Below are 26209 nucleotides of genomic sequence, written 5' to 3' on the forward strand. Positions count from 1 at the left end.
CACAGGGTAGACGCACGATGAAACGCACCGCTTTCGCCTTCATCGCACAGCCATCGGTATGACGAGGTTTTTATTATGATGGAGTTATCTAGACATCCGACCACTTACCCCACCCGCTATCAGCAGATCGCCGCGCAGCTGGAACAGGAGCTGCGCACGCAATACCGCTGCGGCGACTACCTGCCTTCGGAACAGCAGCTGGCCGAACGTTACCAGGTCAATCGCCACACCCTGCGCCGCGCGGTGGATCAGCTGGTAGAGCGCGGCTGGCTGCAGCGCCGCCACGGCGTCGGCATTCTGGTGCTGATGCGGCCTTACGACTACCCGCTGCACGCCAATACCCGCTTCAGCCAGAACCTGTTCGAGCAGGGTAGCCACCCCACCAGTGAGCGCTTACTCGCCGTCTTGCGCCCGTGCAATGGGCATATCGCCAGCGCGCTCTCGCGTGAAGAAGGCGAAATGGTGATCCACCTGCGCACCCTGCGCCGGGTCAACGGCGTGCCGATGAGCGTGATCGACCACTATCTGCCCGATCTGGACTGGTGGCCGGCGCTGCAGCAGTTCCACAGCGGTTCGCTGCACCAGTTTATCGAACAGCACCTCCAGCAGGCGCTGACCCGCCGCCAGACGCGCATCAGCGCGCGCCGCGCGCAGGCCAAAGAGAGCCGGCTGCTGGAGATCGCCACCCACGCGCCGCTGCTGTGCGTGCGCACCCTTAACGTCCGCAGCGGCGGCGAAGACGTGGCGGAATACTCCGTCAGCCTGGCCCGCGCCGACATGATTGAACTGACGATGGAGCACTGAATGCAAGCCTTAGAGTCGAGACAACGCTGGATGTTGGTGCTGGCGCACAGCCGGCCCGAGCAGCTGCGCAGCCACTGGCAGGCGCTAAACCTCAGCCCGGGTTACCGCAGCATCCGCGCGCCAGAGATCGGCCTGGCCCAGCTGCAGGGGCGCATGGGCGCCACCGGCCGCCGCTTCGTGCTCGGGGACATGACGGTCACCCGCGCGGTGGTGCAGCTGGACAACGGCGGCTACGGCTACAGCTATATCGCCGGGCGCGACAAGGCGCATGCCGAGCTGTGCGCGCTGGCCGATGCGCTGCTGCAACAGCCGGAACACGGCGAACGCCTGCAACAACAGCTGATCGCCCCGCTGGCTGCGCTGCAGCACGAGCAGCGCCAGCTGCGCGCCCGGGCGATCGCCGCCAGCCGGGTGGACTTCTTTACGCTGGTGCGAGGGGATTAAGCCATGAGTTTATTGACCGGTTTTGAGCAACCGATAGACCAATCGCAGCACGCTTTCCGTTTGATTCTTAAAGCCTTGAGCGAACCGGGCCACCGGGTGACGCTGCCGAACGGCCCGGCCTGGGCGCCGCTGAACGCCGCCAGCACCGCCGCGCTGCTGACGCTGGCCGATCAGGAAACGCCGCTGCAACTGTGCGCTGCGCTTAAAAGTGAGCAAGTGCTAACAAACATTCGTTTTCACAGCGGTGCGCCGCTGGCCGCCACGGCGCAGGAGGTCTGTTTTGCCCTGTTCGATGAGCAGCTGCAGGCCGCCGATCTGCAGGCGTTGCCGCACGGCACGGAAATCTCGCCGGAATTCGGCGCCACGGTGGTGGTGCAGCTTGCTGAGCTGGAGAACGGCGCCGCGCTGCGCCTGACCGGCCCCGGCATCGAGAGCCAACGCCTGATTGCGCCGCGCCTGCCGCTGGCGCTGCTGGATTACCTGGTCAACCGCCCGCAGCGCTTCCCGCTGGGGCTGGATATTTTGCTGACCTGCGGCGATCGCCTGCTGGCGATCCCGCGGACCACCCGCGTGGAGGTGTGCTGATGTACGTAGCGGTAAAAGGGGGCGAAAAAGCCATTGAGGCCGCCCATCAGCTGCAGGAACAGCTGCGGCGCGGCGACGACGCGCTGCCGGCTCTCGGCGCGGAACAAATCGAACAGCAGCTGGGGCTGGCGGTGGATCGGGTGATGACCGAAGGCGGTATCTACGATCGCGAGCTGGCGGCGCTGGCCATCAAACAGGCCAGCGGCGATCTGGTGGAGGCGATCTTCCTGCTGCGCGCCTACCGCACCACCCTGCCGCGCCTCGCGGTCAGCGAGCCGCTGGCCAGCGAAAACATGCGGCTGGAGCGGCGCATCTCGGCGGTTTACAAGGACTTGCCCGGCGGGCAGGTGCTGGGGCCGACCTACGACTACACCCACCGGCTGCTGGACTTCGCGCTGCTGGCGGAAGGCGAGGCGCCGCGCGCGCCGCAGGCCGACGAACCGCTGCCGGACAACTGTAGCCACGTATTCGATCTGCTGTGCCGCCAGCAGCTGGCGCGGGAGGAACAGGACGACGGCAGCGCGCCGGACGACATCACCCGCAATCCGCCGGTTTACCCCTGCTCGCGCTCGGCGCGCCTGCAGCAGCTGGTGCGCGGCGACGAAGGTTTTCTGCTGGCGCTCGGCTACGCCACCCAGCGCGGCTACGGCCGCAACCACCCGTTCGCCGGCGAGATCCGCACCGGCCACGTTTCGGTGGAGATCGTGCCTGAAGAGCTCGGTTTCGCCATCGATATCGGCGAAATCCTGCTGACCGAGTGCGAAATGATCAACGGCTTCGTCGATCCAAAGGACCACCCGCCGCACTTCACCCGCGGTTACGGGCTGGTGTTCGGCCGCGCCGAACGCAAGGCGATGGCGATGGCGCTGGTAGATCGCGCATTGCAAAGCCCCGACTACGGCGAAGGCGTCGCCGGCCCGGCGCAGGACGAAGAGTTCGTGCTGGCCCACGCCGACAACGTCGAGGCCGCCGGCTTCGTCTCCCATCTCAAGCTGCCGCACTACGTCGACTTCCAGGCCGAACTGGAGCTGCTCAAGCGGCTGCGACAGGAATACAGCGAGCGTCAGGAGGCCCGCGATGAGTGAAGTATTGACCGGCTATAACCTCGGCTATCTGGACGAGCAGACCAAGCGCATGATCCGCCGCGCCATCCTCAAAGCGGTGGCGATCCCCGGCTATCAGGTGCCGTTCGGCGGCCGCGAGATGCCGATGCCCTACGGCTGGGGCACCGGCGGCATTCAGCTCACCGCCAGCGTTATCGGCCGCGCCGACGTGCTGAAGGTGATCGACCAGGGCGCCGACGACACCACCAACGCGGTGTCGATCCGCCGCTTCTTCCAGCGCGTCGCCGGGGTGGAAACCACCGAACGCACGCCGGAGGCCACGCTGATCCAAACCCGTCACCGCATTCCGGAAACGGCGCTGCGCGAAGACCAGATCCTGATCTATCAGGTGCCGATCCCGGAGCCGCTGCGCTTTATCGAACCGCGCGAAACCGAGACCCGCAAGATGCACGCGCTGGAGGAGTACGGCGTGATGCAGGTGAAGCTGTATGAAGACATCGCGCGCTACGGCCATATCGCCACCACGTACGCCTACCCGGTGAAGGTTAACGATCGCTACGTGATGGATCCTTCGCCGATCCCGAAATTCGACAACCCGAAAATGCACATGATGCCGGCGCTGCAGCTGTTCGGCGCCGGGCGCGAGAAACGCATCTACGCCCTGCCGCCGTTCACCAAGGTGGAGAGCCTGGACTTCGACGACCACCCGTTCAGCGTGCAGCAGTGGGACGAACCCTGCGCGCTGTGCGGTTCGCGCCACAGCTACCTGGACGAGGTGGTGCTCGACGATCGGGGCAACCGCATGTTCGTCTGTTCGGACACCGACTACTGCCGGCAGCAGTTGGCGCAATCTTCGCAAGAGGCGCAGCACTGATGACTTCCACCCCTTTGAGCACCACTCCGCTGCTGTCGGTGAACCGGCTCACCCACCTGTACGCCCCCGGCAAGGGCTTCAGCGACGTGTCGTTCGACATCTACCCCGGTGAAGTGCTGGGCATCGTCGGCGAATCCGGCTCCGGCAAAACCACGCTGCTGAAGTCGATCTCGGCGCGGCTGGCGCCGCAGCGCGGGCAGATCCTTTACCGCCCGCAGGCGGGCCAGGAACAGGAGCTGTACGCCATGGCGGAGAGCGATCGCCGCCGCCTGCTGCGCACCGACTGGGGCGTGGTGCACCAGCACCCGCTCGACGGGCTGCGACCGCAGGTCTCCGCCGGCGGCAACATCGGCGAGCGGCTGATGGCCATCGGCCAGCGCCACTATGGCGACATTCGCCGCCAGGCCGGTCAGTGGCTGGAAGACGTCGAAATCCCGCTGTCGCGCCTCGACGATCTGCCGACCACCTTCTCCGGCGGCATGCAGCAGCGGCTGCAGATCGCCCGCAACCTGGTCACCCACCCCAAGCTGGTGTTTATGGATGAGCCGACCGGCGGGCTGGACGTGTCGGTACAGGCGCGCCTGCTCGATCTGCTGCGCAACCTGGTGGTGGAAATGCAGCTGGCGGCGGTGATCGTTACCCACGATCTCGGCGTGGCGCGGCTGCTGGCCCACCGCCTGCTGGTGATGAAACAGGGCGAAGTGGTGGAGAGCGGCCTGACCGACCGGGTGCTGGACGACCCGCACCATCCTTATACCCAGCTGCTGGTTTCTTCGGTGCTGTCGTAACCCAAGGCGATAACAGATGACTATGCAAATCCGAGTTGAACATCTCAGTAAAACCTTTGTGCTGCATCAGCAGTACGGCACCCGGCTGCCGGTGCTGCACGACGCCAACCTGACGGTCGGCAGCGGCGAATGCGTGGTGCTGCACGGCCACTCCGGCAGCGGCAAATCCACCCTGCTGCGCTCGCTGTATGCCAACTACCTGCCGGACAGCGGCCATATCTGGATCAACCACCAGGGCGACTGGCTGGACATGGTCAGCGCCGATGCGCGCCAAATTCTGGCGGTGCGCCGCCATACGCTGGGCTGGGTCAGCCAGTTCCTGCGGGTGATCCCGCGCATCAGCGCGCTGGAGGTGGTGATGCAGCCGCTGCTGGAACAGGGCGTCGAACGCGCCGAGTGCCGTGAACGCGCCGAGGCGCTGCTCGCTGCGCTCAACGTGCCGCAGCGCCTGTGGCCGCTGGCGCCGTCCACCTTCTCCGGCGGCGAGCAGCAACGGGTGAACATCGCGCGCGGCTTTATCGTCGATTACCCCATTCTGCTGCTGGACGAACCGACCGCCTCGCTCGACAGCCGCAACAGCGCGGCGGTGGTGCAGCTTATCGAACGCGCCAAGGCGCGCGGCGCGGCGATCGTCGGCATTTTTCACGATGAAGGCGTCCGCCGACAGGTCGCCGACCGGCTTTATGACATGCAGGCGCCGCAGGCGCTGGAGGCCCTCTGATGATCGTCAATAACGTTAAGCTGGTGCTGGATGACCAGGTGGTGCAAGGCTCGCTGGAGATGCAGGACGGCGTGATCCGCAGCTTCACCGACGGCCCGAGCCGGCTGCCGCAGGCACTGGACGGCGACGGCGGCTGGCTGCTGCCGGGGCTGATCGAGCTGCATACCGACAACCTGGACAAGTTCTTCACCCCGCGCCCGAACGTCGACTGGCCGGCCCATTCGGCGATGAGCAGCCACGACGCGCTGATGGTGGCCAACGGCATCACCACGGTGCTGGACGCGGTGGCGATCGGCGACGTGCGCGACGGCGGCCACCGGCTGGAAAACCTGCAGAAGATGATCGACGCGGTGATCCACAGCCAGCGCGCCGGGGTCAACCGCGCCGAGCACCGGCTGCACCTGCGCTGCGAGCTGCCGCACGAGAGCACGCTGCCGCTGTTCGAACAGCTGATGGACAAGCCGGGCGTGTCGCTGGTGTCGCTGATGGACCATTCGCCGGGCCAGCGCCAGTTCGCCTCGCGCGAAAAGTACCGCGAATATTATCAGGGCAAATACCACCTCAACGATCAACAGATGAGCGAGTACGAGGAGCAGCAGGTCGCCCTGTCCGCCCGCTGGGCCGCGCCGAACCGCGAGGCGATCGCCGCCCACTGCCGCGCACGCCGCATCTCGCTGGCCAGCCATGACGATGCCACCGCCGCGCACGTGGCCGAGTCCTGCGCGCTGGGCAGCGCCATTGCCGAGTTCCCCACCACCGAGGCGGCCGCCCGCGCCTCGCACCAGCAGGGCCTGCAGGTGCTGATGGGCGCGCCGAACATCGTGCGCGGCGGTTCTCACTCCGGCAACGTGGCGGCGCACCACCTGGCGGCGCTGGGGGTGCTGGATATTCTCTCTTCTGATTATTACCCGGCCAGCCTGCTGGACGCGGCGTTTCGCCTCGCGGCGGACGAACGCAACGCTTACGACCTGCCCCAGGCGGTGCGCATGATCACCCGCAACCCGGCGCGGGCGCTGGATCTGCAGGATCGCGGCACCCTCGCCGAAGGACTGCGGGCGGATCTGGTGCTGGCGCGGCCGCACGGCGAGCACGTTTACGTGCAGAACGTGTGGCGCCAGGGCAGGCAGGTGTTCTGATGGCGCGGCTCATCTACCTGATGGGGCCCTCCGGCGCAGGCAAGGACAGCCTGCTGGCTGCGCTGCGGGCCGACGCCGACCGCGCGCCGCTGGTGGCGCACCGTTACATCACCCGGCCGGCGGACGCCGGCTGCGAGAATCATATCGCGCTGAGCGAACCGGAATTTCTGCGCCGCCGCGCCAAGGGGCTGTTCGCGCTCGACTGGCAGGCCCACCAGCAGCGCTATGCGTTCGGGATCGAGGTGGATCTTTGGCTGCTGCAGGGGATCGACGTGGCGGTCAACGGTTCGCGCGCCCACCTGCCGCAGGCGCAGCAGCGCTATGGCGCGCAGCTGCTGCCGGTGTGCCTGCAGGTCAGCACCGGGATCCTGCGCCGGCGCCTGCAGGATCGCGGGCGAGAAAGCGCCGAACAGATCGAGCAGCGGCTGGCGCGGGCGGCAGAATATCAGCAGAGTCTGCCCGCCGGCTGCCGGCTGCTGCACAACGACGGCCCACTCGACGACACTTTGGCGGCGCTGCTGGCGCTGCTGCCTACCGCCACCCGACAAGCTCAGGACGCGACGCCATGAACGACTTTGCCCAGCCGAAAATCGGCGACAACGTGACCCTTAACCGCACCCGGCTCGGCCAATATGTGCATCTGGCCGACGATGCGATCCTGGAAGAGGTGGAGATGGGGGACTACTCCTACACCGCCGGGCACAACCAGATCTTTTACGCCACCATCGGCAAGTTCGTCTCCATCGCCTCCTATGCGCGCATCAATCCCGGCAACCACCCGACCTACCAGCGCATCGCGCAGCACCACTTTACCTACCGCGCCTCTGAATACGGGCTGGGGGAAGACGACGCGGCGTTCTTCGACTGGCGGCGCGAGCACCACGTCACCGTCGGCCACGACGTGTGGATCGGCCATAACGCCATCCTGATGCCGGGCGTCAGCGTCGGTAACGGCGCGGTGATCGGCAGCGCGGCGGTGGTCACCAAGGACGTGGAGCCTTACAGCATCGTCGCCGGCGTGGCGGCCAAGAAGATCGGCATGCGCTTTGACGACGCGCTGATAGAACGCATCGAACGCAGCCAGTGGTGGCACTGGGATCACGCCACGCTGCAGGCGCGGCTGGCGGATTTTCGCGACATCAACCGCTTTGCCCAGAAGTACCTTTAACGGAGGGGAGCGATGCAACTGACCTTTCTCGGCACCGGCGGCGCGCAGCAGGTGCCGGTGTTCGGCTGCGACTGCCCTATCTGCCAACGGGCGCGGCGCGAGCCGGCATTTCGGCGGCGAGCGTGCAGCGCCATGCTTAACTATCAGGGAGAAACGACCTTATTGGATGCGGGATTACCGGCTTTGGAGCGGCGATTTTCGGCGGGGCAAATTCAACGTTTTTTACTGACACATTACCACATGGATCACGTTCAGGGGTTATTTCCTTTGCGTTGGGGGTGCGGAAATTCTATTCCGGTGTATGGCCCGCCGGATGAACAGGGCTGCGACGATCTGTTCAAACACCCCGGCATTCTGGCGTTTCAGCCGCCGCTGGCGCCCTTTGCCACCGTCGAGCTGGGCGGCATGCGCATCACCCCGCTGCCGCTGCAACACTCCAAGCTGACCCACGGCTATCTGATCCAGGCGGCGGGCGCTGCGCTGGCCTACCTGACCGACACCGTCGGCCTGCCGCCGGCCACCGCCGACTATCTGCAAAACGTGGCGCTGGATCTGCTGGTGCTCGATTGCAGCCTGCCGCCACAGCCGCAGGCGCCGCGCAACCACAACGACCTGACCCGCGCGCAGGAGACGCAGCGGCTGCTGCAGCCCAAACGCACGCTGCTGACGCACATCAGCCATCATCTCGATCGGTGGCTGCTGGACAACGAACTGCCCGCCGGGCTGGAGCTGGCGTTCGATCACCTCAGCGTCAGCCTCGGTAGCAGTGCAGCCGATCCGACTCCAGCACCCTGACCCCTTCGCCCGGCGTGAACGCCTGCTGCAGCAGCGTTTGCGCCACGTCTTTGGCGGAGACGGCGCGCCATTTGCCGGGCAGCAGCCTGAACAGCGGCAGCGTGAGGCGCTCCATCAGGCGCGGCGCAGGGCGATCCCCCACCAGCATGGAAGGCCGCACCAGCGTCAGGCGCGGCCAGTGCTGTTCGCGCAGCGCCTGCTCCATCTCGCCTTTGGTGCGGTTATACAGGAAGGTGGAATCCGCGTTGGCGCCCAACGCGCTTACCACCAGACAGTGCTGCGCCCCCAAGCGGCGGCCGGTCAGCGCGCTCTCCACCACCAGTTGATAATCGACGTAGCGGAAGGCATCGGCGCTACCCGCCGCCCGGCGGGTGGTGCCCAGGCAGCAGAACACCAGATCGACCGGCTGCTGCAGGCTACTCAGCAGCTCGAACAGCGCATCGCCGACCGGGTTGGTCAGCTTGCCGTGCGGCGGCAGCGGCGTGCGCGTCGGCGCCACGATGGACGTTATCTGCGGATCGCTTTGCAACAGCTGCAACAACTCGCGCCCCACCAACCCGGTTGCGCCGACTAACAGTGCTCGCGCCATGCAATCTCCCGTTGTAATCAATACGTCAACTTAAAGTATAGACCGCGCCCAATGCAGCTTCTTGCCGAAGCCGAGGGTGTTGTCGGTCATCTTCACCTCGTGCAGATCCAGCCGCCAAACCGAGGCCTTCATCGCCCTGGCGATCGGGAAGCGCTTGCAGTAACGCGCGCGCGCCGCCTCGGCTTCTTCGCCGCTCAGCAGCACCGCCTCGGCGCGGTACTGCACGCCGCGGATCAGCGCGATGCTTTTCGGCTTCGGCGCGATGGTGCCAACCACCCGGCCGTTGTTCAGCATCAGCCCGCCGTGGCGGGTGTGCGGTTCGGTCATCAGCCACAGCGCCATCGCCGCGGCATCGAACACGTAAAAACAGTTGGCGCACCACATGTCGAGGCCGTCGCCGGCGCACAGCGTCAAGACGTGTTGTTTGCCGATGAAATCCGCAATCTGCTGCCGTTGTTCTGGGGTATTCAAGGTTACTCGCCTCCCTGTTCACTCACTTCATCTTACCCTGCGTTGTTGAGGCGAGTCACAAATAACGATAATCATCAAAAACCCAAATTGAATATAAAAACACAATAAATGCATTTTTATTAACTTAGGCCAGGAAAAGATTTATAACATAAAAAATACAAGACGGATTTATTTGATCGTTATGCAACCGCTTATTCGACCGGTTCTTTTATTCCCATCCTGACGACACGCAAATTTAGCGCACCCGCCCGGAGTCGATTAGCAATTCGTTTACAAGCCCGTTGGCCCACCTGAACGCTGTTTATGCAATTCATTGCATAACAGGTGAATAGTTATTTATAAACACCGGCATTTATGTGACTTTCATCACGATTTTTAGCCAACCTTGCGTTAAAATAGCGCCATCTTTTCACTCAGCAAGGTGGATTAGAAAATGGAAAACAATAACCGCAAAATGGCGCATATCAGGCGCACAACCCATATTATGATGATGGCTCATCGCAGCTGCTTTAGCTTCGCATTCTTCAACTACAGATAACCCTCTCCCCTCGCTCTTACGCCGTTGATAAGAGTGTCATTGCGTTTTTATTTATTCTCCGCACGCCGGTGATAATATCGCTTTCTCGCTAACCGGGAAGGACACGCAATTCATTCTTAATTTCGGCCAAGCGCATCCAAGCTAAATAAAACAACGAACACAGTTAATGCCTTTCGGCATCGCTGGGTTCTCGCACACCTTTATTTTCGTGAAGGCGTTAGCGGCAAATGGAATTATTTGCCGACGGACTGCCTTTGCCTGAAGAATGAGAAAAATGAAAAAATTAAAAATTGCCGCCAACACCCAAACCCTCGGCTGCTTTGAAACTGAACGCGACATCGTCGATGTGCATCACAGCGATTTCAATGACGTCGCCGCCATCGTGCTGTCGGTAGACGACGTCACGCACGGCATGGTGGCGCGCATTGAAGAGCACGGCCTGAACATTCCGCTGTTCGTCGCCGTCTGCTGCGAAGAAGAGTTGGATAACGCCGTATTGCCGGCGCTGCACGGCGTGTTTGAGCTGTGCGGCAAGAATACCCAGTTCTACGGCAAACAGCTGGAGGCCGCCGCCGCCAAATATGAGAGCGAGCTGCTGCCGCCGTTCTTCAACACGCTGACGCAATACGTAGAAATGGGCAACGCCACCTTCGCCTGCCCCGGCCACCAGGGCGGCGAGTTCTTCCGCAAACACCCGGCGGGCCGCCAGTTCTTCGACTTCTACGGCGAAACGCTTTTCCGCTCCGACATGTGCAACGCCGACGTCAAACTGGGCGATCTGTTGATCCACGAAGGCGCGCCTTGCGCCGCGCAGCAGCACGCCGCCAAGGTGTTCAACGCCGACAAGACTTACTTCGTGCTCAACGGCACCTCGGCCTCGAACAAGGTGGCGACCAACGCCCTGCTGACGCGCGGCGACCTGGTGCTGTTCGACCGCAACAACCATAAATCCAACCACCACGGCGCGTTGATCCAGGCCGGTGCCACGCCGGTGTATCTGGAGACCGCCCGCAACCCGTTCGGCTTTATCGGCGGCATCGACACGCACTGCTTCGACGAACGCTACCTGCGCCAACAGATCCGCGAAGTGGCGCCGGAACGCGCCAACGAAGCCCGCCCGTTCCGCCTGGCGATCATCCAACTCGGCACCTACGACGGCACCATCTACAACGCCCGCCAGGTGGTCGACAAGATTGGCCACCTGTGCGATTACATCCTGTTCGACTCCGCCTGGGTGGGCTATGAGCAGTTCATTCCGATGATGAAAGACTGCTCGCCGCTGCTGCTGGAGCTGAACGAAAACGATCCCGGCATCATCGTCACCCAGTCGGTGCACAAACAGCAGGCCGGTTTCTCGCAAACCTCGCAGATCCACAAAAAAGATAAGCACATCAAGGGCCAGAGCCGCTACTGCAACCACAAGCGCTTCAACAACGCCTTCATGCTGCACGCCTCTACCAGCCCGTTCTATCCGCTGTTCGCCGCGCTGGACGTCAACGCCAAGATGCACGAGGGCAAGAGCGGCCAGCGTCTGTGGCAGGAGTGCGTGCGCGTGGGGATCGAAGCGCGCAAAATGCTGCTGGACACCTGTACGATGATCAAACCGTTCGTGCCGGATCAGATCGACGGCAAGCCGTGGCAGGCCTATGACACCGCGGCGATGGCCAACGATCTGCGCTTCTTCAACTTCGTGCCCGGCGAGAAATGGCACGCCTTTGAGGGCTATGCCGAATCGCAGTACTTTGTCGATCCGTGCAAACTGCTGCTCACCACGCCGGGCATCGATACCGCCACCGGCAGCTACAGCGAGTTCGGCATCCCGGCGACCATTCTGGCCAACTACCTGCGTGAAAACGGCATCGTGCCGGAAAAATGCGATCTCAACTCGATCCTGTTCCTGCTGACGCCGGCGGAAGACATCGCCAAGATGCAGCATCTGGTGGCCCTGATCGCCCGCTTCGAGCAGCACATCGAGCAAAACTCCCTGCTCAGCGAGGTGCTGCCTGCGGTCTATAAAAACCACCAGCAGCGCTACAAAAACTACACCATCCGCCAGCTGTGCCAGGAAATGCACGACCTTTACGTCAGCTACGACGTTAAAGAACTGCAAAAAGAGATGTTCCGCAAAAGTTATTTCCCGCGCGTGGTGATGAATCCGCAGGACGCCAATACCGAGTTCGTGCGCGGCAATGTGGAATTGGTCTCGCTGGCTAAAGCCGAGGGCCGCATCGCCGCCGAAGGCGCCCTGCCTTACCCGCCGGGCGTGCTGTGCGTGGTGCCCGGTGAAATTTGGGGCGGCGCCGCGCAGCGTTATTTCCTGGCACTGGAAGAAGGCATCAATTTATTGCCGGGATTCGCGCCGGAATTGCAGGGCGTTTATATCCAACAGGATGAGGACGGCTGGAACCGCGCTTACGGCTACGTCATGAAAAATTAATCACCTTACGGGGCGGCGATGATTCTCGCCGCCCGGATCGCATCCTAAAAGAGAAAATGATCATGAGTAAGTCCAATAATAAAATGGGGGTCGTGCAATTAACGATCCTGACCGCCGTGAATATGATGGGTTCCGGCATAATTATGCTGCCAACCAAGCTGGCCGAAGTGGGCACGATTTCGATCGTTTCCTGGCTGGTGACCGCCGTCGGCTCGATGGCGCTGGCCTACGCCTTCGCCAAATGCGGTATGTTCAGCCGTAAATCCGGCGGCATGGGCGGCTACGCCGAATACGCCTTCGGCAAATCGGGCAACTTTATGGCGAACTACACCTACGGCGTTTCGCTGCTGATCGCCAACATCGCCATCGCCATTTCCGCCGTCGGCTACGGCACCGAGCTGTTCGACACCACCCTCAGCCCGCTCGGGATCTGTATCGCCACCATCGGCGTGCTGTGGCTGGCGACCGTCGCCAACTTCGGCGGCGCGCGCATCACCGGCAAAATCAGCGGCATCACCGTCTGGGGCGTAATCATTCCGGTGGTGGGCATCTCGGTCATCGGCTGGTACTGGTTCAGCGGCAGCGCCTACGTCGCCGCCTGGAACCCGCATCAGGTGCCGACCTTCGAAGCCATCGGCGCCTCCATCTCAATGACCCTGTGGGCGTTCCTGGGGCTGGAATCCGCCTGTGCCAATACCGACGTGGTGGAAAATCCGGAGCGCAACGTGCCGATCGCCGTACTGGGCGGCACCCTCAGCGCGGCGGTGATCTATATCATTTCAACCAACGTGATCGCCGGCATCGTGCCGAACATGGATCTGGCCAACTCTACCGCCCCGTTCGGGCTGGCGTTCTCCCACATGTTCAACCCGACGGTCGGCAAGATCATCATGGCGTTGATGGTCATGTCCTGCGTCGGCTCGCTGCTCGGCTGGCAGTTCACCATCGCTCAGGTGTTCAAATCCTCCGCCGACAGCGGCTTCTTCCCGAAAATCTTCTCCAAGCTGAGCAAGGCCGACGCGCCGGTTAAAGGCATGTTGACCATCGTCGTCATCCAGAGCGGCCTGTCGCTGATGACTATCAGCCCGTCGCTGAACAAGCAGTTCAACGTGCTGGTGAACCTGGCGGTGGTGACCAACATCATCCCTTACATCCTGTCGATGGCGGCGCTGGTCATTATTCAAAAAGTGGCGAAGGTGCCGGACAACAAGGCGCGCATCGCCAATATCATCGCCGGCATCGGCGCGCTGTACAGCTTCTACGCGCTCTACAGCTCCGGTGAGGAAGCGATGATGTGGGGCGCCATCGCCACCTTCCTCGGCTGGACGCTGTACGGCATCGTCTCGCCGCGCTTCGAGCTGGCGGGAAAAAAGGGGTAAAGCGGTAGGGCACCGGCGGCCGGGGATGGGATTGTGATGGCGAACATGCCATCATACGCCGACCCTGGCCACCAAAGCGGCGTACGATGACCGACACCTCCCCCACTCCCTGGCACCTCTACATGCTGCGTTTACCGAGCGGCATGCTGTATACCGGCATCACCACCGACGTGGCGCGCCGCCTGGCGCAGCATCAAGCCGGCAAAGGCGCCAAGGCGCTGCGCGGAAAAGGGGAGCTGACGCTGGCATTTCACTGCCAGGTGGGGGATCGCTCAACGGCGCTGAAGCTGGAATACCGCGTCAAACAGCTGAGCAAAATACAAAAAGAGCGGCTGGTGAATCACCCGCCGCTGTCGTTGGAGTATCTATTGCCGGTCGTTAAAAGCGATTAAACGGCGCCGAAAAAGCCACTTCGCCGCTGACGCCATTCAGGGCGTCTTCCGCCAGCGGATACACCTGGAACGCACTTTCCGTGTCCGGCCAGCGGCAGTTCAGGCCATAGGCGGCGGCCGGTTTAAAACCGAAGCGGCCGTAGTAGGCCGGATCGCCCAGCACCACCACCGCGGCGTAGCTGAATTCGTTCAACGAATCCAAACCTTCGTACACCAGCTTTTCAGCCAGCCCCTGGCGGCGCAGGCTTTCATCTACCGCCAGCGGCGCCAGCGCCACCCATTGGCGATCTTCGCCGGCCACGTCCACCGGGCTGAACGCGGCGTAACCCACCACCCCGCCTTCGTCGTCAGTGGCGACCACGCCCAGCGTCAGCAGGCCGTCTTCGCGCAGCTGCTGCACCAGATCGGCTTCGTCGTCGCGGCCAAAGGCGCGGCGCAGCAAGGCGTCTATGCCCGCCGCGTCTACCGGGATCTCTACGCGGATCAGCATGATACCGCCACACGGGAAGCCGACGCCGTGCCCTCCTGCAACCCTGCTTCGACAAAATCAGCCAACTGCAACAGCCCCATGCGCAGCGGCGCAGGCATGCTTTCCAGCTCGATGGCGTCCATCAAATTTTTCACATACAGGCCCAATTCGGTATCCCCTTCAATCTGCAGCCGACGCTGAAAGAACAGCGTATCCGGATCTTGCTTGCGCGCCGCGATCAGGATCAGATCGTTGGCGTCGCCGCTGAAACTGACGTCCGCTTCGGCGTGCTGGCTGACCACCAGTTTGTCGTTTTCTACCGTCATAAACCATTGTAGCGCCAGATCGCGAACTTCGATCTTCAGCCAGCGCGATTCGAGAAATTCCAGATCGCCATCCGCCAACGCCTGGCGGAACTGCCAGCTCAGCACCTGTTGCAGCAGTTGGCGCTGCAGGGCGAACGGCGTGAATTTCAGCGGGATGCGCAGCAGCGACGGCCCCTGGCGCACAAGGCGTGCTCGTAGTTGTTCCAACACGGTCATCCACTCCTTTCAATACGGACTTCCGCTATTTTGCCACACTGGCGCGCGGCTTCAGCGGTCTACATCAACAAATAGTGCATTTCACCGCCATGTTTATCAATACGCCATAAGCTGCCCCAAATCAAAACCTGTGTACGCCCCTTTGCCTAAAATGGCCTCCCCGATTCGCGTTTGCCGGCGGAACACCGCCGTCGGCAACCTTTAAAGACAGCGTGCGCCCGGCCGGGTGCACGGCTAAGCCAGGATAAATCTATGGAGCTGCTTTGTCCCGCCGGCAACCTGCCGGCCCTGAAGGCCGCGGTGGATAACGGCGCCGACGCCGTTTACATCGGCCTGAAAGACGATACCAACGCGCGCCACTTCGCCGGCCTCAACTTCACCGAGAAAAAGCTGCAGGAAGCGGTCGATTACGTGCATCGCCACGGCCGCAAGCTGCATATCGCCATCAACACCTTCGCCCATCCCGACGGCTACGCCCGCTGGCAGCGCGCGGTGGATATGGCGGCCCAGCTGGGCGCCGACGCGCTGATTCTGGCGGATCTGGCGATGCTGGAATACGCCGCCCAGCGCTACCCGCAGCTGGAGCGCCACGTTTCGGTGCAGGCCTCCGCCACCAACGAGGAGGCGATCCGTTTCTACCAGCGCAACTTCGAGGTGGGCCGGGTGGTGCTGCCGCGCGTGCTGTCGATGCATCAGGTGAAACAGCTGGCGCGCACCAGCCCGGTGCCGCTGGAAGTGTTCGCCTTCGGCAGCCTGTGCATCATGGCCGAGGGGCGCTGCTATCTCTCTTCCTACCTGACCGGCGAATCGCCGAACACCGTCGGCGCCTGTTCGCCGGCACGGTTCGTGCGCTGGCAGCAAACCCCGCAGGGCATGGAGTCGCGCCTGAACGACGTGCTGATCGACCGCTACCAGGATCATGAAAACGCCGGCTACCCGACGCTGTGCAAGGGCCGCTATCTGGTGGACGACGTGCGCTACCACGCGCTGGAAGAGCCCACCAGCCTCAATACGCTGGAGCTGCTGCCGGAGCTGCTGGCCGCCAACATCGCCTCGGTGAAGATCGAAGGCCGCCAGCGCAGCCCGGCTTACGTCAGCCAGGTGGCGCGCGTCTGGCGCCAGGCGATCGATCGCTGCCAGGCCGATCCGGCCGCCTACCGCGCCGACGCCGCCTGGATGGAGACGCTGGGCGCGATGTCCGAGGGCACCCAGACCACGCTGGGCGCCTATCACCGCAAATGGCAGTAGCCGGAGGAAACATGAAATACGCACTGGGGCCGGTGCTCTACTACTGGCCGAAAAACGACATCGCGGCGTTCTATCAGCAGGCGGCAGAGAGCAGCGCCGACATCATTTACCTCGGTGAGAGCGTCTGCACCAAGCGGCGCGAGATGAAGGTCGGCGATTGGCTGGCGCTGGCGCGCGAAATCGCCCGCAGCGGCAAGCAGGTGGTGATCTCTACGCTGGCGCTGCTGCAGGCGCCGTCCGAGCTGAATGAGCTGAAACGCTATGTGGAGAACGGCGAGTTCCTGTTTGAAGCCAACGATCTGGGCGCGGTGAACATGGCGGCGGAACGCGGCTTGCCGTTCGTCGCCGGCCACGCGCTGAACTGCTACAACGCCTATACCCTGCGCCTGCTGCGCCGCCAGGGCATGATGCGCTGGTGCATGCCGGTCGAGCTGTCGCGCGACTGGCTGGCCAACCTGCTGACGCAGTGCGACGAGCTGGGCTTCCGCCATGATTTCGAGGTGGAGGTGCTGAGCTACGGCCACCTGCCGCTGGCCTATTCGGCGCGCTGCTTCACCGCCCGCTCGGAGAACCGCGGCAAGGACGAATGCGAAACCTGCTGCATCAAGTATCCGCAGGGCCGCATGATGCGCTCGCAGGAACAGCAGCAGGTGTTCGTGCTCAACGGCATTCAGACCATGAGCGGCTACTGCTACAACCTCGGCAACGAGCTGCCGAGCATGCAGGGGCTGGTGGACATCGTACGGCTATCGCCGCAGGGCGCCGAGACGCTGGCGCAAATCGATGCCTTCCGCGCCAACGAACGCGGCGAAAAGCCCTTGGCTTTGACCGATCACGCCGACTGCAACGGCTACTGGCGCCGCGTGGCGGGGTTGGAGTTGGTGTCTTAGCGAGGACAGTGCCGGCGGCGCTCTGTCGCCGGCATTGTTTATTTATCAAGATGAATACGGTTATTTCCGCCGTGGAACCAATGGAATAAACTTACACACATCAGGCAGCAGCTTCTGATACCAAAATAAGTAAAAACCGCGATGACCGCATCTACCAAATGTTCTCCGTATGAAATAATACTTAGCGAGGAGAGCGAGACAAGTAACATGCTCAACGTTAGCGCCATCATATTACAAAGCGGGTCTAAAATACGTCTATTGGCCATAACCCACCCTCTATTGTTGAAACGGTAAAAGCGATGTTCTCATCACCATCGACACTGCCCATTAACGCTATTGGCGTTTTTATTGCCACCCAAGGCACCACCGTTATTCTTATATTCCCTGCGGGGCTGTTATCGGCGCAAGAGACCGCCCCCATCAAGCCACCGGCAACCGCCAATCAGTTTCATCTCATCAGAAGTAAGCTCTCTTATTGTTGACATATTTATATTATCCTTTAAATAACACGTTATAGATAAAACTAACGCCAACCATTAATTCCCTAAACCGGTCGACAATGACAATTACCAAAGTCAATATAAGAAATTAAATCAAAATAACAATAGACATCCCGCTAAATAAACAACCTTAAACATATCGATAATACGAAATAATAAAGGCGCCGAATATGGCGCCTTTATTGGTTCCCTACGCCCGCCGCTTCCTGAACATCCCGCGTAGCGCCACACTGTTGCGCAAGAAGCCGACGCCGAAGCCCAGCAGGGTGTAGACCACGCCGAGCACCAGCATCATCATCACGTCGCCCCACACTTCGTTCAGCGACAGCCCCATCTGGTTGACGCCGGCGATCGCCTTGGTGCCCCAGGTGGAGGGAATGCTGTAGGAGATGGCGCGCACCCAGGCCGGCATCGACTGCAGCGGCCAGATGGTGCCGGACAGGTAGAAGATCGGCGTGGTGATGAACGCCAGCGTCAGGTAGATCATCTCGACGCTGCGCAGGCACTCGGTCACCAGCTTGCCCAGCCCCAGCACCGCCAGCAGGAACGGGAAGGTCAGCAGCAGCAGTTCGGCGATGTTCGCCGTCTGCCGATAGCCCAATACCCACGGCCACAGCACGAACAGCACGATCGACAGGAACAGCCAGATCGGCAGCAGCGCCGTCAGCCCGCCGAGGTGCGCCGCCAGCGGCGCCTTGCCGCCGGGCATGCTCTTCATGGCGATGTTGACGCGGATACAGGCGATCAGCAGCGAGTGCTGCAACAGCATCACCAGCAGGCCGGGAAAGATGATCGCCGCGAAGCTGATGCCGGGGTTAAACACGTCCAGCGTTTGCCCCAGTATCGGCGTCAGCAGTATCTGCGCCTGCCGTTCGCTGAAGCCGCTGCGCAGCAGCAGCCCGTTGTTGTACTCCGTCAGCAGCTGCTGGTAGGCCGCCACCACGTCCTGTTGGATCTGGCCGTTGGCCAGGCGGTTGGTGGCGTCGCCGTACACCGGCACCACGATGTTCTGCCCGCTGAGGATCTTCTTCTCCAGATCCACCGGCATGATGATCACCGCAAACAGCTTGCGCCAGCTGAGATCGCGCTGCGCCTGCTCCAGGCTGTCGTAGGTTTCGATCGCTATCTTGGAGGTGGCGTCCAGTTGGCGGATCAGCTGCCGGCTGGCGGTGCTGTGATCCTGATCGACCACCCCCACCGGCAGATCCCACACCGTGCGGTTGGCGTACACCATGCTCATGATGCACAGCGACAGGATCAGCATCAGCCATACCGGCCGCTCCAGCATGCCGAGCAGCACCTTAACGAAGGTTTGCCAATAGAGCTTCATCCGGCGTTCCCCTCTTTTGCCAGCCGCGCCGGCAGGCGATTGCGCACCAGCAGCGCGGCCACCAGCGGGTAGACCGCCAGCAGCGCACACACGCTGAAAATGGCGCTGGCGTGCACCTGCCGCAGGAACACGTCGAACATCGCGTACAGCGCGTGGGTCAGCGGCTCGATGTTGGAAATGATGCGCGCCGGCAGCGGCATCGACAGCTCAGGCACCGCCATGCCGGAGAAAGTCATCGCGATACTGACCAAAATACCGATCAGGCTGTAGGCGGTGATGGTGCTGCCGGTAAAGGTGTACAGCAGCAGGCCGATGCTCTGCGCCGCCATCACGTAAAACAGGCCGATCATCAGCATAAACAGCGGGTTGCCGCTGACGCGGGCGTCAAAGATGCCCACCAGCGCCGCGATCTCCACCATCAGCAGGGTGGTGAAACACAGCGTGTACGGCGCCAGCTTGCCGAGCAGCGCCAGGCTGAACGGCTTGGCCTGCAGCAGCGACTTGCTGCGCGCCAGCACGTAGATCATGCAGGTCACCGCGAACAGCTGCAGCAAATGGATGGTGGCGGCGAACTGCTGGTAATAGATATAGCTGCCGCTGGCGTTGAACAGGCTGCCGTAAGAGAGCGTCACATCCGCCAGCGGTGGCAGCGATTTGCCCATCTCGGTGGCGATGATGCTGCGGGTGCTGGCGTTGATTTCATTCATCAGGCCGCCAAAGTCCTGGGTGGAGTACAGCCCGGCGCCGTAGAACAGCGCGTTGTAGTACATCACCACGCTAGGCTGTTTGCCCGACAGCGCGTTGGCCTCGAAGTCCGGCGGAATGTACAGCAACGCGTAATCCTGCGCGCTGCGCAGGCGGCTCAGCGACTCCGGCAGCCCGCCGCCGTAGGCCTCGACGTGGGCGTGCGACCCGGCGTCCAGCCGCCGGGTCAGCGACTTGGACAGCGGGCTGTGATCGCTGTCCACCACCGAGACCGGCAGATCGAGCAGCGTGCCTTCGGAGAAGTTGCTGCTGATCAGCCCAAACAGGATCAGCGGAAAGATCCAGCTCAGCCAGTGCACCACCGGGCTGCGAAAGGCGACGCGACACTCTTTGTCGAACGCGTGACTGAAGCAGCGCCAGCCGGCCCTTACTCTTTCCATTGCCATAAGGTGCTCATCCCCGGACGCAGGCCGTCCACCGGCTGTGACGGATACAGGCGCACTTCGAAGGTTTTCAGGTCGAAGTCGCCGGTGGCGCGGGTGGCGCGTTTGGTGGCGTAATCCCCCAGCGGCGCGATGTAGCGTACCTCGGTGTCGATCATTTTGTCCTTCAGCGCCGGCACCCGCAGCTTGACCTTGTCGCCTTTGCGCACGTGGGCCAGGATGTCTTCGCGCAGGTTAAACACGAAGTAGGCGTCCGGCACCCGGATCAGCGTCACCAGTGGGCTGCCGGCGTTCAGCAGCTCGCCCACTTCGGCCGGGATCGGCCCCACTTCGCCGTCCACCGGCGCTTTCACCTGCAGATCGTCGCTCTGCGCCTGGATCTGCAGCAGGTTCTCTTCCGCCGCCCGCAGCGCCGCCGCGTATTGTTGCCGCAGCTCGACGCGGTCGCCGTTGATGCCTTCGTCCAGGTTGGCCTTGGCCGCCTGCACCTGCTGGAAGGCGGTGTCGCGCGCCCGGCGCGAAGCGTCCAGCTCGGACTTCGAAATATAGCCCTTGCCGGCCACGCTCAGGTTGCGGTTGTAGTCGTTTTGCGCATTGCGGTACTGCGCTTCGGCCTGCGCCAGATTGGCGCGCAGGTTGCGGATGCTCTCTTCACGGGTGCCGTGCAACGACTGATCGAGCTGCGCCTTGGCCTCGTCGCGCGTGGCCTGCGCGGAACGCAGCTGCGCCATCAGTTCGGGGCTGTCGAGCTGGATAATCAGCTGGCCGCTTTTCACGTCGTCACCGCGTTCGATCAGGCGTTCAACCACCCGGCCTTTCGCCTTGGAAGCGACGATCACTTCGGGAGCGTCCACTTCACCCTGCAGTAACAGATCCTGATTATGCGCGCGGAACAGGATCGCCAATGCGATCGCCACCATCATCAGCAACAGGGTAAACAGCGTCTTTTTTTTCATTATGTCGGCTCCCGGAACGGTAAGCGGCGGGCGGGGATCATCATTTCCATGTATTAAATTGCTCCAAAAAACACCATTGCTCTCATGAGGATATCACAAGCACATATCTCCTCTTTTATAACTATAAATTGGATTATGCTTTTAACACTAAAAAGCATCATTTTCGGCTTTTTGGTATGCAGATTCCTGCAATCGCCCTTTAAGCGATCCACTCTCTGATGGACGATGTCATGACTGAAAACATTGCGGTACCGCTGTCGGTACTGGATTTATCGCCAATCCCGCAAGGGGCCAAAGCGCGCGACGCTTTCCACTGTTCGCTGGATTTGGCGCAGCACGCCGAACGCTGGGGCTACCGGCGCTACTGGCTGGCCGAGCACCACAACATGACCGGCATCGGCAGCGCCGCCACCTCGGTGCTGCTGGGCTATCTGGCCGCCGGCACCCAGAGCATTCGCCTCGGCTCCGGCGGCGTGATGCTGCCGAACCATGCGCCGCTGGTGATCGCCGAGCAGTTCGGCACGCTGGAGTCGCTCTATCCCGGCCGCATCGATCTGGGGCTGGGCCGCGCGCCCGGCACCGATCAGCGCACCATGATGGCGCTGCGCCGCCACCTGTCCGGCGATGTGGATACCTTCCCGCGCGACGTGCAGGAGCTGCAAAACTACTTCTGCGACGCGCAGCCCGGCCAACCGGTGCAGGCAGTGCCGGGCCAGGGGCTGCACGTGCCGCTCTGGCTGCTCGGCTCCAGCCTCTACAGCGCGCAGTTGGCGGCGCAGCTTGGCCTGCCGTTCGCCTTCGCCTCGCACTTCGCCCCGGATATGCTGTTCCAGGCGCTGCAGCTGTACCGCGAAAACTTCAAACCGTCCAAACAGCTGGCGCAACCGCACGCCATGGTGTGCGTCAACGTGATCGCCGCCGACAGCGATAGCGATGCGCGCTTCCTGTTCAGCTCGATGCAGCAGCAATTCATCAACCTGCGCCGCGGATCGCCCGGCCCGCTGCCACCGCCGGTGGATAACATCCACGCGCTGTGGACCGCCGGTGAGCAATACGGCGTCGAGCAGGCGCTGCGGATGTCGATCGTCGGCGATGAAAAAACCGTGCGCCACGGGCTGCAAACGCTGCTGCGTGAAACCGATGCCGACGAGATCATGGTCAACGGCCAGATCTTCGATCACCAGGCGCGGCTGCGTTCGTTCGAGATTGTTGCCGGAGTGAAAGGCGACGTCGTGAAGGGATAAAAAGCGAAAAGGCGGTGGGGAACCCCACCGCCTCGGCGTTAACGCTGGATCAGATAGCGGATGGTCGGCCCGTCCTGCTGGATATCCAGCACCTTGTAGCCGTGGTTGCGCGCATCGAGCGGGATGTTGTTGATCGACTGCGGGCAATCGCTGATCACCTCCAGGATTTCCCCCGGCTTCAGCTGCGGCATCGCCTCCAGCGTCGCCACCGCCGGGTACGGGCAAGGCTCGCCCAGCATGTCCAGCCGGTAGTCCGGCACTATCGTCGTCTCTTTCATGGCAGGCTCCTCAAATTCACCACCTGCGCCTCAGGCCGGGCGCGGAAAAAGCGTTTCTCCCACCACAGCATGGCGGCGAAGGCCAGCGCCAGCAGCAGGTAGGTCACCAGCAGGCCGCCGATCGGGCCGAAGGTGTCGAGCAGGTTGATCTTGTCGTAGTCGGTCGCCAGCGCCGGCGCCAGATCGTCCCAGTAATAGGCCAGCAGCGTGGCGCCGATGATGTTGCCCAGCCCCACCCACCAGTAGTGCACCTGCCCTTCCACCGCGCGGTACATCCAGCCGGTCTCGCAACCGCCGGCCAGCACGATGCCGAAGCCGAACAGCAGGCCGCCCAGCACCGCATTCGGGCCGGCCCACATGATTTTCGGCGCCACGCCGAGCTGCACATAGCTGAAGATGCCGATGGCGCTCACCGCCATGCCGATGATGATGGCTTTCGCCATGTGGGTGCGGCCAGTGATCCACAGATCGCGGAACGCCGAGGTGAAGCAGATCTGCGCGCGTTCGATCAGCAGACCGAAGCCGATACCGAACAGCATGGCGATGCCGAGCTTAGGCGCATCGAACAGCGTCCACAGCGACCAGGCCACCGCCAGGCCGAAGACCGCCATGCCCAGCCGGAAGCGGCGGCGCGCCTGCTCAGGCTTCTGCGTCAGCGGCGCGGCGGCCTTCACCTTTTGCAATTTGACCGGAATGCGGAACATCGGCAGCAGCGTGAATTTGGCGCCGAAGTACGAACCTGCGGCGGTCGCCAGCGCGAAGAACCAGGCGTGCAGCGAAAACTGCGGAATGCCGGTGAAGAATGCCGCCAGGTTGCAACCCATCGCCAGGCGCGCGCCGAAGCCGGCGATAATGCCGCCCAGCAGCGCCTGCACGATGCGAATGCGGTGCTGCGGCTGGCGCAGCTTGATGTTGTTGGCCCACAGCGCGGCGGCGATGCAGCCGGCGAACATGCCGATGATCATGCGCCCGTCGATGCGCTCCAGCGGCGTGCCCTGCAGGCCGATAACCTTGAAATAGCCCCACTGCTCGGGGTGCAGGCCGAACCACTGCAGCACATGGCCGCCCCAGCGGGTGAACTCGCCGGTCACCGCCCAGAAGGTGCCGGTCATGCCGAAATAGTAGGTAGAAAGGATCCCGGCGGCGATCACCGCCGGCAGCGGCGCCCAAAAGCGCACCAGGTATTGAGATTTGAACTGCTGCCAACTCATGGCATCTCCCGTGCATATCATCCGTAAGAAAAAACCTTATGAATGATACGCCATTCAGGGACGTTTGACGGCAACTTTCAGGCATAAAAAAACCAGCCCGCAGACTGGTTTTTCAGAGCATTTCACCGCGAGCGATGAATCAGCGATTACGCGTCGCCGAAACGACGACGTGGTGCTGCCGGTGCGCCGTCATCACGGCGTGGCGCCGGTTTGCCGTCACGGTTGTAGTTACCGCCACGACGCTCGCCGCCGTTGCCGCCTTCACGACGTTCGCCGAAGGAACGACGTGGGCCGCCTTCGCGACGTTCGCCGTTGAACGGACGCCCGTTGCCGCGACGCTCGCCGCCGTTGCCACCGTCACGACGCTCGCGGCGTTCGAACGGCTGTGCATCGCCCAGCAGCTGCATGTTCATCGGCTTGTTCAGGATGCGGGTGCGAGTGAAGTGATTCAGGATCTCGCCCGGCATGCCTTTTGGCAGCTCGATGGTGGAGTGGGACGCGAACAGCTTGATGTTACCGATGTAACGGCTGCTGATGTCGCCTTCGTTAGCGATAGCGCCAACGATGTGACGGACTTCTACGCCATCGTCACGGCCCACTTCGATGCGGTACAGCTGCATTTCGCCAACGTCACGACGTTCGCGACGCGGACGATCGCCGTCACGGCTGTCGCGGCGATCGCCACGGTCACCGCGACGATCGTCACGGTCGTTGAACTCGCGGCGCTGACGCGGCTTGAAGACCGGATCCGGCGGCAGGATCAGAGGACGTTCGCCCTGTGCCATTTTCAGCAGCGCTGCGGCCAGGGTTTCCATATCCAGCTCTTCTTCCGGCTGCAGTTTGGTCAGCAGTGCGCGGTACAGATCCAGATCGCTGCTTTCCAGCTGCTGCTGAACTTTTGCGGCGAACTTGGCCAGACGGCGCTCGCCCAGCAGTTCCGCGTTCGGCAGTTCCACTTCCGGGATGGTCAGCTTCATGGTGCGTTCGATGTTGCGCAGCAGGCGGCGTTCGCGGTTTTCCACGAACAGCAGCGCGCGGCCGGCACGGCCCGCACGACCGGTACGGCCGATACGGTGAACGTAAGACTCGGAGTCCATCGGGATGTCGTAGTTGACAACCAGGCTGATGCGCTCAACGTCCAGGCCGCGGGCCGCAACGTCGGTCGCGATCAGGATATCCAGACGACCATCTTTCAGGCGCTCCAGGGTCTGCTCACGCAGCGCCTGGTTCATGTCGCCGTTCAGCGCGGCGCTGCTGTAACCGCTGCGCTCCAGCGCTTCGGCCACTTCCAGGGTCGCGTTCTTGGTACGGACGAAGATGATCGCTGCGTCAAAGTCTTCGGCTTCCAGGAAACGCACCAGCGCTTCGTTTTTACGCATGCCGTACACCGACCAGTAGCTCTGGCTGATGTCCGGACGGGTGGTCACGCTGGACTGGATGCGCACTTCCTGCGGCTCTTTCATAAAGCGGCGGGTGATGCGACGGATCGCTTCCGGCATGGTGGCGGAGAACAGCGCGGTCTGATGTTCAGCCGGGATCTCAGCCATGATGGTTTCTACGTCTTCGATAAAGCCCATGCGCAGCATTTCGTCGGCTTCATCCAGCACCAGACCGCTCAGGTTAGAGAGGTTCAGGGTGCCGCGTTTCAGGTGGTCCAGCAGGCGGCCTGGGGTACCCACAACGATTTGCGGGCCCTGGCGCAGAGCGCGCAGCTGCACGTCGTAACGCTGGCCGCCGTATAGGGCTACCACGTTGACGCCGTTCATGTGTTTGGAGAAATCGGTCATCGCTTCGGCAACCTGAACCGCCAGTTCGCGGGTCGGTGCCAGCACCAGGATCTGAGGTGCTTTCAGGTCTGCCTGCAGGTTGTGCAGCAGTGGCAGCGAGAACGCTGCAGTTTTACCACTACCGGTCTGTGCCATGCCCAGCACGTCGCGGCCGTTCAACAGGTGAGGAATACACTCAGCCTGGATCGGAGATGGTTTTTCATAGCCCAGATCGTTCAGGGCGGAAATGATTGGAGCAGACAGCCCCAGATCAGCAAAAGAGGTTTCAAACTCAGTCGTCATGTACACGTGCCTCATTAATAATGGCAGCCAGTCTACATAACTCGTCGAGAAAATTTTCAGTCATTTTCATTGAAAAGTGTGAACCGGCTCAAATTAGATTATAAAACGAACAAAAAAGCCCTCGCCCGTGAAGGCGATA

At 62.3% G+C, this 26209-nt stretch carries 29 protein-coding genes; 18 read left to right on the top strand and 11 right to left on the bottom strand.

Going from position 1 to position 26209, the window contains the following annotated elements:
• Positions 1-75 precede the first annotated feature (75 nt).
• Genes phnF through phnP form a run of 11 tightly spaced genes read left to right on the top strand, consistent with a single transcriptional unit; the run spans position 76 to position 8379 of the window.
• The gene (gene phnF / locus ACJ8PI_RS15535; protein ID WP_060428779.1) at positions 76-804 is read left to right on the top strand and encodes a phosphonate metabolism transcriptional regulator PhnF; all 729 of its coding nucleotides are present in this window, start codon (positions 76-78) and stop codon (positions 802-804) included.
• Positions 805-1248 (top strand): phosphonate C-P lyase system protein PhnG, encoded by a 444-nt coding sequence (gene phnG, locus ACJ8PI_RS15540; RefSeq protein ID WP_164134806.1) that lies wholly within the window; start codon positions 805-807, stop codon positions 1246-1248.
• A gap of 3 nt (positions 1249-1251) precedes the next feature.
• Positions 1252-1833: a phosphonate C-P lyase system protein PhnH gene (gene phnH / locus ACJ8PI_RS15545; RefSeq protein WP_164134807.1), complete on the top strand. Its 582-nt coding sequence runs from the start codon at positions 1252-1254 to the stop codon at positions 1831-1833.
• A complete protein-coding gene (locus ACJ8PI_RS15550) occupies positions 1833-2918 on the top strand; it encodes a carbon-phosphorus lyase complex subunit PhnI (RefSeq protein ID WP_164134808.1) in 1086 nt (361 codons plus the stop codon). The genes phnH and ACJ8PI_RS15550 overlap by 1 nt, the downstream gene beginning before the upstream one ends.
• Positions 2911-3771 carry an alpha-D-ribose 1-methylphosphonate 5-phosphate C-P-lyase PhnJ gene (locus ACJ8PI_RS15555; protein ID WP_004933420.1) on the top strand — a complete coding sequence of 287 codons (861 nt, stop codon included), beginning with the start codon at positions 2911-2913 and terminating at the stop codon, positions 3769-3771. The genes ACJ8PI_RS15550 and ACJ8PI_RS15555 overlap by 8 nt, the downstream gene beginning before the upstream one ends.
• Positions 3771-4559, top strand: coding sequence for a phosphonate C-P lyase system protein PhnK (phnK, locus tag ACJ8PI_RS15560; protein WP_164134809.1), 789 nt, complete (start codon positions 3771-3773; stop codon positions 4557-4559). Before ACJ8PI_RS15555 ends, phnK begins: the two co-directional genes overlap by 1 nt.
• Positions 4560-4575: 16 nt before the next feature.
• Positions 4576-5280 (top strand): phosphonate C-P lyase system protein PhnL, encoded by a 705-nt coding sequence (phnL, locus tag ACJ8PI_RS15565; protein ID WP_049232449.1) that lies wholly within the window; start codon positions 4576-4578, stop codon positions 5278-5280.
• Positions 5280-6416 (top strand): alpha-D-ribose 1-methylphosphonate 5-triphosphate diphosphatase, encoded by a 1137-nt coding sequence (phnM, locus tag ACJ8PI_RS15570; protein ID WP_047729229.1) that lies wholly within the window; start codon positions 5280-5282, stop codon positions 6414-6416. Before phnL ends, phnM begins: the two co-directional genes overlap by 1 nt.
• Positions 6416-6985, top strand: a complete 570-nt coding sequence (phnN, locus tag ACJ8PI_RS15575) for a ribose 1,5-bisphosphokinase (protein ID WP_164134810.1) — start codon at positions 6416-6418, stop codon at positions 6983-6985. The genes phnM and phnN overlap by 1 nt, the downstream gene beginning before the upstream one ends.
• Positions 6982-7584, top strand: coding sequence for a DapH/DapD/GlmU-related protein (locus ACJ8PI_RS15580; protein ID WP_015376431.1), 603 nt, complete (start codon positions 6982-6984; stop codon positions 7582-7584). Before phnN ends, ACJ8PI_RS15580 begins: the two co-directional genes overlap by 4 nt.
• Before the next feature lie 12 nt (positions 7585-7596).
• On the top strand, positions 7597-8379 hold the full coding sequence (gene phnP / locus ACJ8PI_RS15585; RefSeq protein WP_033631638.1) for a phosphonate metabolism protein PhnP: 783 nt from the start codon (positions 7597-7599) through the stop codon (positions 8377-8379).
• Here phnP and ACJ8PI_RS15590 read toward each other — a convergent pair.
• Both ACJ8PI_RS15590 and ACJ8PI_RS15595 read right to left on the bottom strand, forming a co-directional pair.
• A complete protein-coding gene (locus tag ACJ8PI_RS15590) occupies positions 8336-8968 on the bottom strand; it encodes an NAD(P)H-binding protein (protein ID WP_164134811.1) in 633 nt (210 codons plus the stop codon). The genes phnP and ACJ8PI_RS15590 overlap by 44 nt on opposite strands.
• 30 nt (positions 8969-8998) lie before the next feature.
• Positions 8999-9439, bottom strand: coding sequence for a YhbP family protein (locus ACJ8PI_RS15595; protein WP_033648653.1), 441 nt, complete (start codon positions 9437-9439; stop codon positions 8999-9001).
• A 433-nt stretch (positions 9440-9872) separates the two neighbouring features.
• On the opposite strand from ACJ8PI_RS15595, the gene speFL reads away from it, so the two are divergent.
• From speFL to ACJ8PI_RS15615, 4 genes are all read left to right on the top strand, one after another.
• Positions 9873-9977, top strand: a complete 105-nt coding sequence (gene speFL, locus ACJ8PI_RS15600) for a leader peptide SpeFL (RefSeq protein ID WP_004933443.1) — start codon at positions 9873-9875, stop codon at positions 9975-9977.
• 274 nt (positions 9978-10251) lie between these two features.
• Positions 10252-12414 carry an ornithine decarboxylase SpeF gene (speF, locus tag ACJ8PI_RS15605; protein ID WP_164134812.1) on the top strand — a complete coding sequence of 721 codons (2163 nt, stop codon included), beginning with the start codon at positions 10252-10254 and terminating at the stop codon, positions 12412-12414.
• Positions 12415-12476: 62 nt separating this feature from the next.
• Positions 12477-13793, top strand: coding sequence for a putrescine-ornithine antiporter (gene potE, locus ACJ8PI_RS15610; RefSeq protein ID WP_025305085.1), 1317 nt, complete (start codon positions 12477-12479; stop codon positions 13791-13793).
• A gap of 86 nt (positions 13794-13879) precedes the next feature.
• Positions 13880-14185 carry a GIY-YIG nuclease family protein gene (locus tag ACJ8PI_RS15615; protein ID WP_139291246.1) on the top strand — a complete coding sequence of 102 codons (306 nt, stop codon included), beginning with the start codon at positions 13880-13882 and terminating at the stop codon, positions 14183-14185.
• Here ACJ8PI_RS15615 and ACJ8PI_RS15620 read toward each other — a convergent pair.
• On the bottom strand, positions 14172-14675 hold the full coding sequence (locus tag ACJ8PI_RS15620) for a GNAT family N-acetyltransferase (protein ID WP_033648656.1): 504 nt from the start codon (positions 14673-14675) through the stop codon (positions 14172-14174). The two genes, ACJ8PI_RS15615 and ACJ8PI_RS15620, sit on opposite strands and share 14 nt — an antisense overlap.
• The gene (gene ubiT / locus ACJ8PI_RS15625; protein WP_039567957.1) at positions 14669-15190 is read right to left on the bottom strand and encodes a ubiquinone anaerobic biosynthesis accessory factor UbiT; all 522 of its coding nucleotides are present in this window, start codon (positions 15188-15190) and stop codon (positions 14669-14671) included. The genes ACJ8PI_RS15620 and ubiT overlap by 7 nt, the downstream gene beginning before the upstream one ends.
• A gap of 258 nt (positions 15191-15448) precedes the next feature.
• Here ubiT and ubiU point away from each other — a divergent pair, with 258 nt between their 5' ends.
• A complete protein-coding gene (gene ubiU / locus ACJ8PI_RS15630) occupies positions 15449-16444 on the top strand; it encodes a ubiquinone anaerobic biosynthesis protein UbiU (protein WP_015376422.1) in 996 nt (331 codons plus the stop codon).
• Positions 16445-16455: 11 nt separating this feature from the next.
• Entirely contained in the window at positions 16456-17334 is an 879-nt protein-coding gene (locus tag ACJ8PI_RS15635; RefSeq protein ID WP_060430738.1) for a U32 family peptidase, read from the top strand.
• Positions 17335-18024: 690 nt separating this feature from the next.
• Here the strand turns inward: ACJ8PI_RS15635 and ACJ8PI_RS15640 are convergent.
• From ACJ8PI_RS15640 to ACJ8PI_RS15650, 3 genes are read right to left on the bottom strand one after another with little or no spacing between them, the layout of a single operon-like run.
• Entirely contained in the window at positions 18025-19164 is a 1140-nt protein-coding gene (locus ACJ8PI_RS15640) for an ABC transporter permease (protein ID WP_033648660.1), read from the bottom strand.
• A complete protein-coding gene (locus ACJ8PI_RS15645; protein WP_033636832.1) occupies positions 19161-20315 on the bottom strand; it encodes an ABC transporter permease in 1155 nt (384 codons plus the stop codon). The genes ACJ8PI_RS15640 and ACJ8PI_RS15645 overlap by 4 nt, the downstream gene beginning before the upstream one ends.
• On the bottom strand, positions 20297-21268 hold the full coding sequence (locus tag ACJ8PI_RS15650; RefSeq protein WP_047569616.1) for an HlyD family secretion protein: 972 nt from the start codon (positions 21266-21268) through the stop codon (positions 20297-20299). The genes ACJ8PI_RS15645 and ACJ8PI_RS15650 overlap by 19 nt, the downstream gene beginning before the upstream one ends.
• Before the next feature lie 230 nt (positions 21269-21498).
• Between ACJ8PI_RS15650 and ACJ8PI_RS15655 the strand changes: the two genes are divergently transcribed.
• On the top strand, positions 21499-22512 hold the full coding sequence (locus ACJ8PI_RS15655; RefSeq protein WP_049235557.1) for a luciferase-like monooxygenase: 1014 nt from the start codon (positions 21499-21501) through the stop codon (positions 22510-22512).
• 38 nt (positions 22513-22550) lie between these two features.
• Here the strand turns inward: ACJ8PI_RS15655 and yedF are convergent, their stop codons facing one another.
• The 4 genes from yedF to yrbN form a co-directional block, all read right to left on the bottom strand.
• On the bottom strand, positions 22551-22790 hold the full coding sequence (gene yedF / locus ACJ8PI_RS15660) for a sulfurtransferase-like selenium metabolism protein YedF (RefSeq protein WP_004933486.1): 240 nt from the start codon (positions 22788-22790) through the stop codon (positions 22551-22553).
• On the bottom strand, positions 22787-24001 hold the full coding sequence (yedE, locus tag ACJ8PI_RS15665) for a selenium metabolism membrane protein YedE/FdhT (protein ID WP_033648664.1): 1215 nt from the start codon (positions 23999-24001) through the stop codon (positions 22787-22789). The genes yedF and yedE overlap by 4 nt, the downstream gene beginning before the upstream one ends.
• A gap of 146 nt (positions 24002-24147) precedes the next feature.
• Positions 24148-26070 carry a DEAD/DEAH family ATP-dependent RNA helicase gene (locus tag ACJ8PI_RS15670; protein ID WP_004933492.1) on the bottom strand — a complete coding sequence of 641 codons (1923 nt, stop codon included), beginning with the start codon at positions 26068-26070 and terminating at the stop codon, positions 24148-24150.
• Complete coding sequence (yrbN, locus tag ACJ8PI_RS15675; RefSeq protein WP_099032700.1) at positions 26060-26140, bottom strand: protein YrbN; 81 nt, start codon at positions 26138-26140, stop codon at positions 26060-26062. The genes ACJ8PI_RS15670 and yrbN overlap by 11 nt, the downstream gene beginning before the upstream one ends.
• Between the last annotated feature and the right edge of the window lie 69 nt (positions 26141-26209).

This window comes from Serratia sp. CY82433 (genome assembly GCF_052166535.1).
Lineage (GTDB): Bacteria > Pseudomonadota > Gammaproteobacteria > Enterobacterales > Enterobacteriaceae > Serratia > Serratia sarumanii.

Bases quoted from the DNA above. Each gene is read 5' to 3' on its own strand.
- ACJ8PI_RS15640 (WP_033648660.1), bottom strand. From the start codon at position 19,164: ATGAAGCTCTATTGGCAAACCTTCGTTAAGGTGCTGCTCGGCATGCTG.
- phnH (WP_164134807.1), top strand. From the start codon at position 1,252: ATGAGTTTATTGACCGGTTTTGAGCAACCGATAGACCAATCGCAGCAC.
- speFL (WP_004933443.1), top strand. From the start codon at position 9,873: ATGGAAAACAATAACCGCAAAATGGCGCATATCAGGCGCACAACCCAT.
- speF (WP_164134812.1), top strand. From the start codon at position 10,252: ATGAAAAAATTAAAAATTGCCGCCAACACCCAAACCCTCGGCTGCTTT.
- ACJ8PI_RS15550 (WP_164134808.1), top strand. From the start codon at position 1,833: ATGTACGTAGCGGTAAAAGGGGGCGAAAAAGCCATTGAGGCCGCCCAT.
- phnN (WP_164134810.1), top strand. From the start codon at position 6,416: ATGGCGCGGCTCATCTACCTGATGGGGCCCTCCGGCGCAGGCAAGGAC.
- phnM (WP_047729229.1), top strand. From the start codon at position 5,280: ATGATCGTCAATAACGTTAAGCTGGTGCTGGATGACCAGGTGGTGCAA.
- phnG (WP_164134806.1), top strand. From the start codon at position 805: ATGCAAGCCTTAGAGTCGAGACAACGCTGGATGTTGGTGCTGGCGCAC.
- ACJ8PI_RS15555 (WP_004933420.1), top strand. From the start codon at position 2,911: ATGAGTGAAGTATTGACCGGCTATAACCTCGGCTATCTGGACGAGCAG.
- potE (WP_025305085.1), top strand. From the start codon at position 12,477: ATGAGTAAGTCCAATAATAAAATGGGGGTCGTGCAATTAACGATCCTG.
- ACJ8PI_RS15670 (WP_004933492.1), bottom strand. From the start codon at position 26,070: ATGACGACTGAGTTTGAAACCTCTTTTGCTGATCTGGGGCTGTCTGCT.
- phnF (WP_060428779.1), top strand. From the start codon at position 76: ATGATGGAGTTATCTAGACATCCGACCACTTACCCCACCCGCTATCAG.
- yedE (WP_033648664.1), bottom strand. From the start codon at position 24,001: ATGAGTTGGCAGCAGTTCAAATCTCAATACCTGGTGCGCTTTTGGGCG.
- ubiU (WP_015376422.1), top strand. From the start codon at position 15,449: ATGGAGCTGCTTTGTCCCGCCGGCAACCTGCCGGCCCTGAAGGCCGCG.
- ACJ8PI_RS15620 (WP_033648656.1), bottom strand. From the start codon at position 14,675: ATGCTGATCCGCGTAGAGATCCCGGTAGACGCGGCGGGCATAGACGCC.
- ACJ8PI_RS15645 (WP_033636832.1), bottom strand. From the start codon at position 20,315: ATGGCAATGGAAAGAGTAAGGGCCGGCTGGCGCTGCTTCAGTCACGCG.
- phnP (WP_033631638.1), top strand. From the start codon at position 7,597: ATGCAACTGACCTTTCTCGGCACCGGCGGCGCGCAGCAGGTGCCGGTG.
- ACJ8PI_RS15590 (WP_164134811.1), bottom strand. From the start codon at position 8,968: ATGGCGCGAGCACTGTTAGTCGGCGCAACCGGGTTGGTGGGGCGCGAG.
- phnL (WP_049232449.1), top strand. From the start codon at position 4,576: ATGACTATGCAAATCCGAGTTGAACATCTCAGTAAAACCTTTGTGCTG.
- ACJ8PI_RS15615 (WP_139291246.1), top strand. From the start codon at position 13,880: ATGACCGACACCTCCCCCACTCCCTGGCACCTCTACATGCTGCGTTTA.
- yedF (WP_004933486.1), bottom strand. From the start codon at position 22,790: ATGAAAGAGACGACGATAGTGCCGGACTACCGGCTGGACATGCTGGGC.
- ACJ8PI_RS15580 (WP_015376431.1), top strand. From the start codon at position 6,982: ATGAACGACTTTGCCCAGCCGAAAATCGGCGACAACGTGACCCTTAAC.
- ACJ8PI_RS15635 (WP_060430738.1), top strand. From the start codon at position 16,456: ATGAAATACGCACTGGGGCCGGTGCTCTACTACTGGCCGAAAAACGAC.
- ACJ8PI_RS15655 (WP_049235557.1), top strand. From the start codon at position 21,499: ATGACTGAAAACATTGCGGTACCGCTGTCGGTACTGGATTTATCGCCA.
- phnK (WP_164134809.1), top strand. From the start codon at position 3,771: ATGACTTCCACCCCTTTGAGCACCACTCCGCTGCTGTCGGTGAACCGG.
- yrbN (WP_099032700.1), bottom strand. From the start codon at position 26,140: ATGAAAATGACTGAAAATTTTCTCGACGAGTTATGTAGACTGGCTGCC.
- ACJ8PI_RS15650 (WP_047569616.1), bottom strand. From the start codon at position 21,268: ATGAAAAAAAAGACGCTGTTTACCCTGTTGCTGATGATGGTGGCGATC.